The organism is Hydrogenophaga sp. SNF1 (assembly GCF_034421675.1).
Taxonomy (GTDB): domain Bacteria; phylum Pseudomonadota; class Gammaproteobacteria; order Burkholderiales; family Burkholderiaceae_C; genus Hydrogenophaga; species Hydrogenophaga borbori.
In genome coordinates this window covers 3,447,080-3,460,714 of record NZ_CP139793.1, presented here as the reverse complement: position 1 = coordinate 3,460,714, position 13,635 = coordinate 3,447,080, and the positions used below count along the sequence as shown (strand labels likewise).

At 69.4% G+C, this 13,635-nt stretch carries 12 protein-coding genes and 2 tRNA genes; 7 read left to right on the top strand and 7 right to left on the bottom strand.

What is annotated here, in order from left to right; all coding sequences use genetic code 11:
- Positions 1–93 precede the first annotated feature (93 nt).
- From mutM to mutY, 3 genes are all read left to right on the top strand, one after another.
- Positions 94–909, top strand: coding sequence for a bifunctional DNA-formamidopyrimidine glycosylase/DNA-(apurinic or apyrimidinic site) lyase (mutM, locus tag SOM08_RS16585; protein ID WP_116959468.1), 816 nt, complete (start codon positions 94–96; stop codon positions 907–909).
- A gap of 74 nt (positions 910–983) precedes the next feature.
- Positions 984–2,927: a dynamin family protein gene (locus SOM08_RS16580; protein ID WP_116959469.1), complete on the top strand. Its 1,944-nt coding sequence runs from the start codon at positions 984–986 to the stop codon at positions 2,925–2,927.
- A 59-nt stretch (positions 2,928–2,986) separates the two neighbouring features.
- Complete coding sequence (gene mutY, locus SOM08_RS16575) at positions 2,987–4,048, top strand: A/G-specific adenine glycosylase (protein WP_116959470.1); 1,062 nt, start codon at positions 2,987–2,989, stop codon at positions 4,046–4,048.
- On the opposite strand, the gene rapZ is transcribed toward mutY, so the two are convergent.
- The 3 genes from rapZ to SOM08_RS16560 are packed head-to-tail and all read right to left on the bottom strand — an operon-like array spanning position 4,030 to position 7,503.
- Positions 4,030–4,914, bottom strand: coding sequence for an RNase adapter RapZ (rapZ, locus tag SOM08_RS16570; RefSeq protein ID WP_116959471.1), 885 nt, complete (start codon positions 4,912–4,914; stop codon positions 4,030–4,032). The genes mutY and rapZ overlap by 19 nt on opposite strands.
- Positions 4,914–6,557, bottom strand: a complete 1,644-nt coding sequence (gene recN, locus SOM08_RS16565; protein WP_116959472.1) for a DNA repair protein RecN — start codon at positions 6,555–6,557, stop codon at positions 4,914–4,916. The genes rapZ and recN overlap by 1 nt, the downstream gene beginning before the upstream one ends.
- A 28-nt stretch (positions 6,558–6,585) precedes the next feature.
- Entirely contained in the window at positions 6,586–7,503 is a 918-nt protein-coding gene (locus tag SOM08_RS16560; protein WP_116959473.1) for an NAD kinase, read from the bottom strand.
- Positions 7,504–7,592: 89 nt separating this feature from the next.
- Between SOM08_RS16560 and hrcA the strand changes: the two genes are divergently transcribed.
- The 4 genes from hrcA (at position 7,593) to greB (ending at position 9,454) form a co-directional block, all read left to right on the top strand.
- The gene (gene hrcA / locus SOM08_RS16555; protein WP_116959474.1) at positions 7,593–8,612 is read left to right on the top strand and encodes a heat-inducible transcriptional repressor HrcA; all 1,020 of its coding nucleotides are present in this window, start codon (positions 7,593–7,595) and stop codon (positions 8,610–8,612) included.
- Positions 8,613–8,643: 31 nt separating this feature from the next.
- A tRNA-Ile gene (locus SOM08_RS16550) sits at positions 8,644–8,720 on the top strand.
- 27 nt (positions 8,721–8,747) lie between these two features.
- Positions 8,748–8,824, top strand: a tRNA-Arg gene (locus SOM08_RS16545).
- Positions 8,825–8,896: 72 nt separating this feature from the next.
- The gene (gene greB / locus SOM08_RS16540; protein WP_116959475.1) at positions 8,897–9,454 is read left to right on the top strand and encodes a transcription elongation factor GreB; all 558 of its coding nucleotides are present in this window, start codon (positions 8,897–8,899) and stop codon (positions 9,452–9,454) included.
- Here greB and SOM08_RS16535 read toward each other — a convergent pair whose 3' ends face one another.
- From SOM08_RS16535 to SOM08_RS16520, 4 genes are all read right to left on the bottom strand, one after another.
- On the bottom strand, positions 9,455–11,719 hold the full coding sequence (locus SOM08_RS16535) for a RelA/SpoT family protein (protein WP_116959476.1): 2,265 nt from the start codon (positions 11,717–11,719) through the stop codon (positions 9,455–9,457).
- 140 nt (positions 11,720–11,859) lie between these two features.
- Positions 11,860–12,063 carry a DNA-directed RNA polymerase subunit omega gene (rpoZ, locus tag SOM08_RS16530; protein ID WP_009519945.1) on the bottom strand — a complete coding sequence of 68 codons (204 nt, stop codon included), beginning with the start codon at positions 12,061–12,063 and terminating at the stop codon, positions 11,860–11,862.
- An 18-nt stretch (positions 12,064–12,081) separates the two neighbouring features.
- Positions 12,082–12,702 carry a guanylate kinase gene (gene gmk / locus SOM08_RS16525; protein WP_116959477.1) on the bottom strand — a complete coding sequence of 207 codons (621 nt, stop codon included), beginning with the start codon at positions 12,700–12,702 and terminating at the stop codon, positions 12,082–12,084.
- Positions 12,703–12,709: 7 nt separating this feature from the next.
- Positions 12,710–13,621, bottom strand: coding sequence for a YicC/YloC family endoribonuclease (locus SOM08_RS16520; protein ID WP_322469335.1), 912 nt, complete (start codon positions 13,619–13,621; stop codon positions 12,710–12,712).
- Between the last annotated feature and the right edge of the window lie 14 nt (positions 13,622–13,635).

The following is a 13,635-nucleotide window of genomic DNA, read 5'->3' as shown; positions in this document are numbered from 1 at the left end:
TAATTGAAGGGGTTGAGGCCTTTGGTGTCTTGATCCCAATCCCCGGCGGGCGTTCCCCGCGCGCCGTCCCACCCATTCCTTCGCCGAATCGCCGTGCCCGAATTGCCCGAAGTCGAGGTCACCCGACGCAGCTTTGCCGACCGCATCGCCGGCGCCACCGTGCGCGCCGCCCGGCTGGGCAAGCCGCTGCGCTGGCCGCTCGGCGTGGCGCCCGAGGCGCTGGTGGGGCAGCGCGTGCGCTCGGTGGGGCGGCGCGGCAAGTACCTGCTGGTGGAGATGGACCGCGGCTGGCTTTTGGTGCACCTGGGCATGTCGGGCAGCCTGCAGTTCGCGCCGGCGCTGCCGCCCCCCGGCCCGCACGACCACTTCGAGCTCGACACCAGCCAGGGCTTGCTGCGGTTGCACGACCCGCGGCGTTTTGGCGCGGTGGTTTGCGTGCCTTCGCTGGACCACGCCCGCGCGGTCCAGCTGCTGGGCGGGCTGGGCGTGGAGCCGCTGGAGGCCGGCTTCGACCCCGTGCGCTTCCATCAGGCCCTGCGCCAGCGGCGGGCACCCATCAAGCAGGTGCTGCTGGCGGGCGACATCGTGGTCGGCGTGGGCAACATCTACGCCAGCGAGGCGCTGTTCAGCGCCGGCATCCGTCCGACCACGCGGGCCGACCGCATCAGCGGCCCGCGCGCCGCGCGGCTGCACGCGGCCATTGTCCAGGTGCTGCAGCGCGCCCTGGCCGTGGGCGGGAGCACGCTGCGCGACTTCGTCAGCGCCGATGGCCAGAGCGGCTACTTCCAGCTCGACACCATGGTGTACGACCGCGCCGGCCAGCCCTGTCGCCGGTGCGCGACGGCGATCCGGACCATCCGCCAGGGCCAACGTTCGACCTACTTTTGCCCGCTCTGCCAGGCCCGCTGACCATGCGTCCCCGATAGGCGGCCCCGCCAAGGGGTGGGTGCTATATTGATCGATCGCCCGCAAAGCACTGCCGCATGAGTTTCATTCAAGCCTTTGATCAGCACGGCGCCTGGCGCAAGCAGTTCGCGCTGCGCCTGAAGCTCCTGTCCGAATGGCTGGCCGACCACGACCTGATGGAGCCGGGCATCCGCGAACGGCTGGACCAGCTGCACGCCCAGATCAAGAACGACAAGATCACGGTCGCCTTCGTGGCCGAGTTTTCGCGCGGCAAGTCCGAACTCATCAACGCCGTGTTCTTCGCGGGTTACGGCCGGCGCATCATGCCGGCGAGCGCGGGTCGCACCACCATGTGCCCCACCGAGCTGGCCTACGACGCCGACCTGCCCCCCTGCCTGCGCCTGCTGCCCATCGAGACGCGCCTGCAGCCGCAATCCCTGCTCGACTGGCGCCACGCCCCCGCCAAGTGGGAGCGCGTCGACCTCGACGTGAACGACCCCAAGCAACTCGCCAAAGCGATCCAGAAGGTGTCGGAGGTGCGGCACGTGCCGGTGGACGAGGCGCGCGCCCTGGGCTTCTGGCACGACGAACTGCCCGAGGACAACCCCTTGCCCGGCCCGGACGGCCTGATCGAAGTACCGCGCTGGCGCCACGCGCTCATCAACATGGCGCACCCGCTGCTCAAGCAGGGCCTGGTCATCCTGGACACGCCGGGCCTCAACGCCATCGGCGCGGAACCCGAGCTCACCGTGAGCCTGCTGCCCCAGGCGCACGCGGTGGTGTTCATCCTGGCGGCCGACACGGGCGTGACCAAGTCCGACCTGAGCATCTGGCGCCAGCACCTGGCCACCCTGGGCGACGGACAGGCCTCGCGCCTGGTCGTGCTCAACAAGATCGACACCATGTGGGACGCGCTGAGCTCGCCCGAGCAGGTGCAGCTGCAGATTGCCGCGCAGCGCGCCGATTCGGCCGAGATCCTGGGCGTGCCTCAGTCGCAGGTGCTCGCGGTGTCGGCCCAGAAGGGCTTGCTCGCCAAGGTCAACCGCGACGAGGAACTGCTCAAGGCCAGCCAGCTGATCGACCTGGAGCGTGCGCTCGGCGAAGGCCTGCTGGGCCAGCGCCGCCGCATCCTGGGTGCGGCCGTGGCGTCCGGCGTCGAGGCGCTGCGCGGCGAGGCCGGTCGCATGGTGCATTCGCGCCTGCGCGACCTGGTCGAGCAGATCCAGGAGCTGGACGGCCTGCGGGGCAAGAACGCGGGCGTGATCAAGCAGATGCGCCTGCGCATCGAACAGGAGCAGGCCGACTTCGACGCCAGCGGGGCCAAGATCCAGGCGGTGCGCTCGGTGCACCTGCGCCTGCTCAAGGACCTGTTCGCGTTGCTCAGTCCCTCGCACCTGAAGGCCGAGGTCGCCACGCTCGCGAAGCAGCTCAAGAGCCCCGGCATCAAGCTCGGCGTGCGCCGCGCCTATGACGGCACCTTCAACCGCCTGCGCGAAGACCTCGCGCGCGCCGATGAGATGGCCGGCGAGATCCAGTCCATGCTGGAAGGCAGCTTCAAGAACCTCAACGCCGAGTACGGCTTCTCGCTGCAGGCGCCGTCATCGCCGCAGCTCGCGCTCTACCGCCGGGACCTCGACCTGATCGAGAAAAGCCACCTGCAGTACCTGAGCCTGGGCAACGCGCTGCGCCTGGCGCAGCCCGAGTTCGCCGAGCGCCTGGCGCGCGCGCTGATGAGCCGCCTGCGCGTGGTCTATGAGACCGCGGTCAACGAGGTCGAGCTCTGGAACAAGTCGGCCGCGGCCCAGCTCGACGCGCAGCTGCGCGAGCGCCGCCGCAACTTCACGCGCCGCATCGAGGCGGTCTCGCGCATCCAGCAGGCCGCCAGTGGCCTCGACGAGCGCATCCGCGAGTTGCAGGGGCAGCAGACGGCGCTCAACCAGCTCGAGGCCAAGTTCGAGGAACTCACCGCGCACTTGCTGGCGGCGCCCGACGAAGAACCCGCCGAAGCCCTCGCGGCATGAGCGGCGCACGGCCGCCCGGAGGCGCTCGCACCGCAGCGCGCAGCACGGTGGGGCATCCCATGCGGGCGCTGCCCGCGGACTTCGCGCCGCGCCTCATCCACTGGCAGGCCCGGGACGGCCGGCACGGACTGCCCTGGCAGGGCACACGCGACCCCTACCGCGTCTGGCTGTCCGAGATCATGTTGCAGCAGACGCAGGTGTCGACCGTGCTGGCCTACTACCCGCGCTTCCTCGAGCGTTTTCCCGATGTGGCCGCGCTCGCGGCCGCGCCCATCGACGAGGTGATGGCCCTGTGGAGCGGCCTGGGCTACTACAGCCGCGCGCGCAACCTGCACCGTTGCGCGCAGGCGGTGGTGGCCGATCACGCGGGCCGCTTCCCCACCACGGCCGCCGGGTTGGAAACGCTGCCGGGTATCGGCGCGTCCACGGCGGCGGCCATCGCGGCGTTCTGCTTCGGCGAGCGCGTATCCATCGTGGATGGCAACGTCAAGCGCGTGCTGGCGCGCCTGCTGGCGTTCGACGGCGACGTGGGTCAGGCCGCGGGCCAGCGCGCGCTGTGGGACCTGGCCCAGGGTTTGCTGCCGCCCCAGCCGTCGAATGAGGACATGCGCGCCTACACCCAGGGCCTGATGGACCTGGGCGCCACGGTGTGCACGCGCACCCGCCCGCGCTGCGAGGTTTGCCCGGCGCGCGGGCTCTGCCTGGCCTTCGAGCGCGAGGCCATCGCGCGCTACCCCGTGAAAACGCGCCGGGTGCAGCGGCGCTTCGAGCGCTGGTGGCTGCTGTTCGCCGTGCGCGGCGACGCCGTGTGGCTGCAGCGCCGACCCGAACGAGGCATCTGGGCCGGCCTGCACTCGCCCCCGGTGTTCGCGGGCGAAGACGACATGCGGGCCGCGGTGCCGGCCGGCTGGCCTTCGCACTGGAATGCCACCGAGCCGGTGGCCCACGCGCTGACCCACCGCGAACTGCAGCTGCTGCCGCATTGGGTGGCGGTGAGCGAGGCCCCCGCCGGCTGGGCCGGCGAGTGGGTGAAGCGGTCGGCCCTGGCCTCGGTGGGCCTGCCGGCGCCGGTGCGCAGCCTGCTCGGCGGCGCCTGGGCCACTCAGGTCCTGGACCAGTAGTCGGCCTCGCGGTGGCGCACGCGCGCCACCCAGTCCTGGCCGAAGTGCGCGGCCAGGCGCTCCACCAGGAACACCGAACGGTGCTGCCCGCCCGTGCAGCCGATGGCCACCGTGACGTAGCTGCGGTGGTCGCGTTCCATGTGGGGCAGCCAGTGCCGCAGGAAGGTGCGGATCTGCTCCTCCATCGCCAGCACGTCGGGACTGGCCTCGAGGAAGCGCGCCACCGGCGCGTCGCGCCCGGTCAGGGGCTTGAGCAGCGGGTCGTAGTGCGGGTTGGGCAGCATGCGCACGTCGAACACGAAGTCGGCGTCCATGGGAATGCCGCGCTTGAATGCGAAAGACTCGAACACCAGCGTCATGGGCGTGCGCGTCGCGCCCACCAGCTCCTTTACCTGGCTGCGCAGCTGCGCCGCGCGCGTGAGGCTGGTGTCGAGGACCAGGGCCTGCTCGCGCAACTCGGCCAGCAGCTCGCGCTCGTACTCGATGGCGTCGGTCAGCGCGCGGCGCTGGTCGTCGGTTTCCTGCAGCGACAGCGGGTGCAGGCGGCGCGTTTCGGAGAAACGGCGCACCAGGGTGTCGGTGGTCGAGTCGAGGAACAGCGTGGTGAGGTGGACGTCGCGCGAGCGCAGCGCGGCCAGGCGGCGCGGCAGGCCGGGCAGCGACTGGGCGCTGCGCACGTCCATGGCGATGGCGACCTTGCGCACGCGGTCGTGGCGGTCCAGGTCGATGAAGGCCTCGAGCAACTCGGGCGGCAGGTTGTCGACGCAGTAGAAGCCCAGGTCTTCGAGGGCGGTGAGCGCGACCGACTTGCCCGAACCGGACATGCCGGTGATGACGACGAGTTCGGTGGGGGAGTGGGTGTTCATCAGGCCGACAAAAGCTCGCGCGCGTGCGCAAGCGAGATTTCAGAGTGTTCGTTGCCGCCGAGCATGCGCGCCAGTTCGCGCACGCGCGCTTCGGCGTCGATGGGCTGCACGCTGCTCAGGGTTTGCTGGCCCTGGCGCTGCTTGGCCACCAGCAGGTGGTGGTCGGCGCAGGCCGCCACCTGGGCCAGGTGGGTCACGGCCAACACCTGGCGGTCCTGGCCGAGCTGGCGCAGCATCTGACCCACCGTGTGCGCAACGGCGCCGCCGATGCCGGCGTCCACCTCGTCGAAGATGAGCGTGGGCGCCTGGCCGAGGCGGCTGGTGACGACCGAGATGGCCAGGGCGATGCGCGAGAGTTCGCCGCCCGAGGCGACCTTGGCCACCGGCTTGGGCGTGCTGCCGGCGTGGCCCGCGACGCGCAATTCCACCTGTTCCAGTCCAAACGACTGGGGTTCGGCCAGCGCTTGCAACGCCACCTCGAACCGGCCGCCCTGCATGCCCAGGGTCTGCATGGCGTCGGTCACGGCGGTGGCCAGGCGCGGCGCGGCCTTCTGGCGCTGGCGGCCCACGGCGCGCGCGGCCTGGTCGAAGGCGGCGCGCGCGCTGGCTTCGCGCCGCTCCAGGGTGTCCAGGTCCAGGGTGTCGGCGAGGCGCTGGAGTTCGTGCTTCCACTGCGCGTGCAGCGCGGGCAGCTCCTCTGGCGTGGTGCGGTAGCGGCGGGCGAGCGAGAGCCAGGCGCCCAGGCGCTCGTCGAGCGCGGCCAGGGCGGAGGGGTCGAGTTCGGCATGGCGCTGGTGCTGGTGCAGCTCGTGCACCGCGTCCTGCACCTGGGCCAGCGCGCCGTTCAGGGAGTCGATGGTCTGGGCGAAGGCGGGCTCCACGTGCGCCTGGGCCTGCAGCGCGGCCACCGCGCGGCTGAGCAGGCGGCTGGCGCTGTCGTCCTGCTCGTCGAGGGCCTGCACGGCGGTTTCGGCGGCGTCGATCAGGGCCTGGGCGTTGGCCAGGCGGCCGTGGCGCGTGTTCAGTTCTTCCCATTCGCCGGTCTGCGGGCCGAGCTTGTCGACCTCGGCGATCTGCCAGGCCAGGCGTTCGCTGTCCTGGCGCGCGGCGTCCTGTCGCTCGCGGGCCTCGCGCAGCGCTTGGGCGGCCTGACGCCAGGCGGTCCAGGCCGCGCTCAAGGCGGTGGCGTCGATACCGGCATAGGCGTCGAGCAGCTCGCGCACCGCCTCGGCCCGCGTGAGGCTCTGCCAGGCGTGCTGGCCGTGGATGTCGACCAGCGCGTCGGCGGCCACGCGCAGCTGAGCGAGCGTGGCCGGGCTGCCATTGATCCAGGCGCGGCTGCGGCCGTCGGTGTCGATGGTGCGGCGCAGCAGCAGCGTGCCGTCGTCGGCGAAGCCTTGCTCGTCGAGCCAGGGCTTCAGGGACGCGGGACGGTCGAACTCGGCGGCGATCTCGCAGCGCGGCGCGCCTTCGCGCACCACGCCGGCCTCGCCGCGCGCGCCCAGCGCCAGCTGCAGCGCGTCGATGAGGATGGACTTGCCGGCGCCGGTTTCGCCCGTGAGCACGCCGAAGCCGCCGGCCAGCTCCAGGTCCAGCGAGGTGACGATGACGAAGTCGCGCAGGACGATGCGTCGAAGGCTCATGGCAGGGAGTGGGTGAATCGGGCCCGCGTCAGGCGCCCTCGTTCCAGTGCAGCTTGCGGCGCAGGGTGTCGAAGTAGTTCCAGCCGACCGGGTGCAGCAGGCGCAGCGCGTGTTCCGAACGCTTCACGACGATGCGGTCGCCGTGCAACAGGCTCGTGAAAGTCTGCATGTCGAAGTTCGCGCTGGCGTCGCGCCCGTTGACGAGCTCCAGGGCAATCTCGCAATGCGCGGGCAGCACCACGGGGCGGTTGGACAGGGTGTGCGGCGCGATCGGCACCATCACCCAGCCGCCGATGCTCGGGTGCAGCAGCGGCCCGCCGGCCGACAGCGCATAGGCGGTGGAGCCGGTGGGCGAGGCGATGATCAGGCCGTCGGCGCGCTGGTTGGCCACGAAGCGGCCATCGACCTCCACGCGCAGCTCGATCATGCTGGCCACGGCGCCGCGGTTGACGACCACGTCGTTGAGCGCGGTGGCCTCATAGACGCAATGGCCATCGCGCCAGACGCTGGCCGCCATCAGGGCGCGCGCCTCTTCCTGGTAGTCGCCGCGCAGGATGGGGCACAGGGCTTCGCGGTAGTCCTCGAAGGCAATGTCGGTGATGAAGCCGAGCCGTCCCTGGTTGATGCCCACCAGCGGCACGCCCTGGCGCGCCATCTGCCGGCCGATGCCCAGCAGGGTGCCGTCGCCCCCGACCACCAGCGCGAGTTGGGCGTGCCGGCCGATGCCGGGCACGTCGAGCGAGGGGTAGTCCGTCAGCCCCGTGTTCTGCGCGGTCTGCTGCTCCAGAGAGACCTCGCAGCCCTGGGCGTGAAGGAACTGGGCGATCTCCTCGACCACATGGCGGGCGCCCGGCGCCTGGTACTTGCCCACGATGACCACGTGGACGAAGCGCAAGGGGCGTTTCGCGGCGGGTGTCGTGGCGCGGGGATCCAGCGGGGCATTCATGCGCAAATTACATCACACGGTGTCGTGGGCGAAGCGGGTTGCGCCGCACCGCAGCGCGCGCCGCCGGGGCTTTCCTTAGAATGGTCTGAATGATGGACGATCGCGCTAAGTTGCTGCTCAAGGCGCTGGTGGAGCGCTACATCGCCGACGGGCAACCGGTGGGCTCGCGCACGCTGGCCCGGGCCGCCGGGCTGGAACTGTCGCCAGCGACCATCCGCAACGTGATGAGCGACCTGGAAGAGCTGGGCCTGATCGCCAGTCCGCACACCTCGGCGGGGCGCATTCCCACGGCGCGTGGCTACCGGCTCTTCGTGGACACCATGCTCACCGTGCGGCGCGAGGAAATGATGCCGCGCGTCACCGAGTTCAGCGCGCCGGGCGCGGAATCGCCGCAGCGCGTCATCAGCCAGGCCGCGCACCTGCTGTCCAGCCTGTCGCAGTTCGTTGGCGTGGTCATGGCGCCGCGCCGCGCCTCGGTGTTCCGACACATCGAATTCCTCAGCCTGTCCGAGCGGCGCGTGCTGGTGATCATCGTCTCGCCCGACGGCGAGGTGCAGAACCGCATCATCCAGACCCAGGCCAGTTTCACGCAGTCGCAGCTGGTCGAGGCGGCCAATTTCCTCAACACGCACTACGCGGGCCTCACCATCGAGGCCGTGCGCGAGCGCCTCACCACCGAGCTGGACGCGCTGCGCGGCGAGATTGCCGACCTGATGAAGCAGGCCGTGGACATCGGCGCGCAGCCGGCCCAGCAGGACGAGGTGGTGGTCGCCGGCGAGCGCAACCTGCTGTCGGTGAGCGAGTTCAGCAGCGACCTGGGCAACCTGCGCCGCCTGTTCGACCTGTTCGAACAGAAGACCCAGCTCATGCGCCTGCTCGATGTCTCCACGCAGGCCGACGGCGTGCGCATCTACATCGGCGGTGAAAGCCAGGTGGTGCCGTACGAGGACCTGTCGGTGGTGACGGCGCCCTACGAAGTGGATGGCCAGGTCGTCGGCACCCTGGGCGTGATCGGCCCGCAGCGAATGCCCTACGACCGCATGATCCAGATCGTCGACGTCACGGCCAAGCTGGTGAGCAATGCGCTGAGCCACACCAAGCAGGGGTAGGCGCGCAGGGGCGCCCTACAATCCCGCGCTCGGGCCGTTAGCTCAGTTGGTCAGAGCAGAGGACTCATAATCCTTTGGTCGTTGGTTCAAGCCCAACACGGCCTACCAAAAAAGCCTGCTATACTGCGAGGCTTCGCGGCTGTAGCTCAGTTGGATAGAGTACTTGGCTACGAACCAAGGGGTCGTGGGTTCGAATCCTGCCAGCCGCGCCACTACTGAAAGCCCGCAGCCACAAGCTGCGGGCTTTTCTCTTTCCGGCGCCTCTTTCGCGCGTACCCGTCACCATGAGCAAGGCATTCACCCGCGAATCCGATTCGGACGACGATGACGACGCCGTCGGCGCGCCAGCCACACCGGGTGGCAAGAACTACGTCACCCGCACGGGCTACGAGCGCCTTCGCCGGGAGCTCCTGGGCCTGATGGACGAGGAGCGGCCCAAGGTGGTCGAGGCCGTGCACTGGGCCGCCAAGAACGGCGACCGCTCGGAGAACGGGGACTACCTGTATGGCAAGAAGCGCCTGCGCGAGATCGACCGGCGCATCCGCTTTCTCACCAAGCGCCTGGAGATCGCCGAGGTGGTGGATCCTTCCGCGCACCACGGCAGCGACCAGGTGTTCTTCGGTGCCACCGTCACCTACGCGGATGAGTCGGGGCGCGAGACCACCATCACCATCATCGGCATCGACGAGGCCGACAGCACGCAAGGGCAGGTGAGCTGGGTGGCGCCGGTTTCGCGCGCCTTGCTCAAGGCCCGTGTGGGCGACGTGGTCAAGCTCGCCGTGCCGGGCGGTGTGCAGGAACTCGAGGTGCTGGACGTGAGCTACCCGGCGCCCGCCGCCTGATCAGGCCTTGGCCGCGGCCTTGTAGCGCTGGGCCTTGATGACCGAAGGCGTGCGTTTGAGGCTGCGCAGCACGTCGGCCAGGTGCTGGCGGTCGCGCACCGCCACCGAGAAGCGGATGTCCGTGGCGGTCTGCGCGGGTTCGTCGCCCATGTCCACGTGGGTGATGTCGGCCTCGGCCGCGGCGATGCTCGAGGCCACGCGCGCCAGCACGCCTTTGCCATTGGCCACGGTGACGACCACGGTGGTGTCGAAGGAGCGCACGGGTTCGTCGGCCCATTCCACTTCAAGGAAGCGTTCGGCATCGCGGTCGCGCAGCCGGCGGGCGGTGGGGCAGTCCTCGGCATGCACCACCAGGCCTTCTCCTCGGCCCAGGTAGCCGACGATGCGATCGCCCGGGATGGGCTTGCAACATGGGGCGTACTGCACCGACAGGCCTTCGCTGCCGTCCAGTGTGACCACGCCCTGCAAGGCGCTCTCGCCATGACCGGCGGTGGCGTAGCGCTCGGTGCTGATCAGCACCGCGTCGGGCTTGAGCCCGGTTTCGGACAGCAGCACCGCGAGCTTCTTGCCCACCATGCTGGCGATGCGCCGGCCCATGCCGATGTCGGACAGCAACTCGGCCCTGCTCTTGTTGCCGGTGAAGCGCAGCAGCTTCTCCCACACCAGCGCCTGCTCACCGTCTTCGCCCGGCAATTGCGCGATGCCTTCGGAGCGCAGGGCCTGGCTGAGCATGCGCTCGCCCAGTTCAAGGGATTTTTCCTGCGCCACCGTCTTGAGGTGGTGGCGGATCTTGGAGCGCGCCCGGCCGGTCTTGACGAAGGACAGCCAGGTGGGATTGGGCTCGGCCTTCTCGTCCGTGATGACTTCGACCACGTCGCCGTTGGCCAGTTCGGACCGCAGCGGCCGCTGCTCGCCATTGATGCGCGCGGCCACCGTGCGCTGGCCGATGTCGCTGTGAATGGCGTACGCGAAGTCGACCACCGTCGCGCCGCGCGGCAGCGCGAGGATCTTGCTCTTGGGCGTGAACACGTAGACCGCGTCGGGGAAGAGGTCGATCTTGATGTGGTCCCAGAACTCGCTGGCGTCGTGCGTTTCCTGCTGGATGTCCAGCAGCGACTGCAGCCACTGCGTGCCCAGGCGCTGCGACATGTCGCTGCCGGGCTCGTTGGCCTTGTAGAGCCAGTGCGCCGCCACGCCCGATTCGGCCACCACGTCCATGCCATGCGTGCGCACCTGGAACTCGATGGCGGTTCCGAAGGGCCCCACCAGCGTGGTGTGCAGCGACTGGTAGCCATTGACCTTGGGAATCGCGACGTAGTCGCGGAACTTGCCCGGCAGCGGCTTGTAGAGCTGGTGCAGCACGCCCAGAGCGGTGTAGCAGTCGGTCAGCTCGGGCACCACGATGCGAAAGCCGTAGATGTCGGTCACCTGGGCGAAGGACAGGTGCTTGCTGTCCATCTTGCGGTAGACGGAGTACAGCGTCTTCTCGCGGCCCATGATGCGCACCGGCATCAGCTGCCGCTTGAAGGCGGTTTCCACTTCCTGCTGCACGCGCGCGATCAGGTCGCGGCGGCGGCTGCGCGCCCGGTTCAGCGCCTTGGACAACACCTCGTAGCGCCAGGGGTGCAGGAACCGGAAGGCCAGGTCCTGCAGTTCGCGGTAGGTGAAGTTCAGGCCCAGGCGGTGGGCGATCGGGGCGTAGATTTCCAGCGTTTCCGAACTGATGCGCTGCCACTTGCTGCGCGGCATGTCGGCCATCGTCCGCATGTTGTGCGTGCGATCGGCCAGCTTGATCAGGATGACCCGCACGTCCTTGGCCATGGCCAGCAGCATCTTGCGGAAGGACTCGGCCTGGTTGTGCTCGCGCGAGGTGAACTCCAGCCGCTCCAGCTTGGTCAGTCCGTCGACCAGCTCGGCCACCGGCGCGCCGAAGCGCTCGACCAGTTCCTGCTTGGTCACGCCGCAATCCTCGATGGCGTCGTGCATCAGCGCGGCCATCAGGGCCTGGGCGTCGAGCTTCCATTCCGCGCACATCGAGGCCACCGCGATGGGGTGGGTGATGTACGGATCGCCGTTCTTGCGCAGTTGGCCCAGGTGGGCCTCGTCGGCGAAGCGGTAGGCCTGCCGGATATGCTCGATGTCCGTGGGGCCGAGGTAGTCGAGCTTGCCCAGCAGCGCGGCGAAGCTGGCCGCAGCCGCGCTCGCGGCCGCGGTGGCCGCGTCAGGCGGGCTGACCGCCAGGGTACCGTCGACGGTAGGGGTCATCCTGCAACTGTAGCGCCAGACGGCATGCACCGCTTTGGGTCACCGATCTAGGCCCTGGTCCCGGGGCGGAATCGGGGCCGCCAGAAACAAAAAGACACCGTCGAACGGTGCCTTTTGTGGGGAGGGTGCGACGCTGCGACTCAGGTCGGCACTTTTTTGAGCATCTCGAGGCCGACCTTGCCTTCGGCGATCTCGCGCAGGGCGGTGACACCCGGCTTGTTCTTGCTCTCGATCTTGGGGGCGTGGCCCTGGCTCAGCATGCGGGCGCGGTAGGTGGCGGCCAGCACGAGCTGAAAGCGGTTGGGGATCTGTTCCAGGCAGTCTTCGACGGTGATGCGTGCCATGGCGGGCTCCGGGCAATGTCAGGGGATGTTGAGCGCTTCGAATGTGTCGCTGCGGGCGCTGCGCTGCGCCGCGTACTTCAAGCGCTGGGCGTGAACGATGGCCTTGAGATCAAACAGGGCCCGTTCAAACAACTCATTGATTATAACGAAGTCGAAATCCCGGGCGTGGGCCATCTCCAGGGCGGCATTGCGCAGGCGCAGATCGATCACATCGGCGGTGTCCTCGGCGCGCCGCTCCAGGCGCGAGCGCAGCTCTTCCCAGCTGGGCGGCAGGATGAAGATCAGGACCGCGTTGGGAAAGATGCGCTTGACCTGCAGCGCGCCCTGGTAATCGATCTCCAGCACCACGTCGGCGCCTTGCTTGATGCGCTGCTCGATGGCGGTCTTGGACGTGCCGTAGCGGTTGCCGTGCACCTGCGCCCACTCCAGGAAAGCGTCCTGCGCGATCATCTGGTCGAAGCTCTCCTGGCTCACGAAGTAGTACTCGCGGCCATGCAGCTCCTGCCCCCTCGGCGGGCGCGTGGTGTGCGACACCGAGGGCTGCACGCGGGCATCGAGCTCCATCAGCGCCTTGACCAGACTGGATTTGCCTGCCCCGCTGGGCGCGGCCACGACGAACAGGTTGCCGGGGTATTGCATCAGGGTCTCATTCGAGGTTCTGCACCTGCTCGCGCATCTGTTCGATGAGCACTTTCATGTCCACCGAGACGCGGGTGAGTTCCAGGCTCGACGACTTGGAGCCCAGGGTGTTGGCTTCGCGGTGCAGCTCCTGGATCAGGAAGTCCAGGCGCTTGCCCACCTCGCCGCCGCGCTGCAGCAGGCGTTCGATCTCGTCCAGGTGGGAGCGCAGGCGCGTGAGTTCTTCTGCCACGTCGATGCGGATGGCGAAGGCCGTGGCCTCGGCCAGGGCGCGGTCGCGCGCGGCCTCGCTGGCGGCGATGCTGCCCGAGGCGTCGGCGCCCAAGGCTTCCTGCCAACGGTCGAGGAAGCGCTGGCGCTGCTGGGCCACGAGCTCGGGGATCAGGGGTTGGGCCGTGTCGGTGAGGGCGCGCAGCTGGCCCACGCGATCGAGCAGCATGCTGGCCAGCCGGGCCCCTTCGCGCGCCCGGGCTTCGAGCAGCTGTGTCAGGGCGGTGTCCAGCAGTTCGGGCAGGCGTTCGTGCAGATCGGCCGGCGGGGCGCTGCGGCGTCCCACCAGGGTCAGCACCTCGGCCACCGACAGCGGTTGCGCCTGCGGGAGCCAGGTGCGGATGCTGTCCTGCGCCCCCAGCAGGCGCTGCAGTTCGGCGCTGCCCGGCGCGCGCGGCGTGGCGTCGGACGGGGTTTCGATCCAGGCGCGCACCTCGACCTTGCCGCGCTTGAGCCGCTGCGTGAGGCGTTCGCGCAGGGCGGGTTCGCTCGCGCGCAAGTCGTCCGGGAGCTTGAAACCGAGATCGAGGAATCGGCTGTTGACGGATCGGATTTCGACACCGACGGACGGGCCGGATTCTCCCGCGGCCGGCTCTGCGCCAGCGTTTCGCTGGGCCGAGGCGTAGCCGGTCATGCTGTAAACTGCCATCGCTCTGGGCCGGT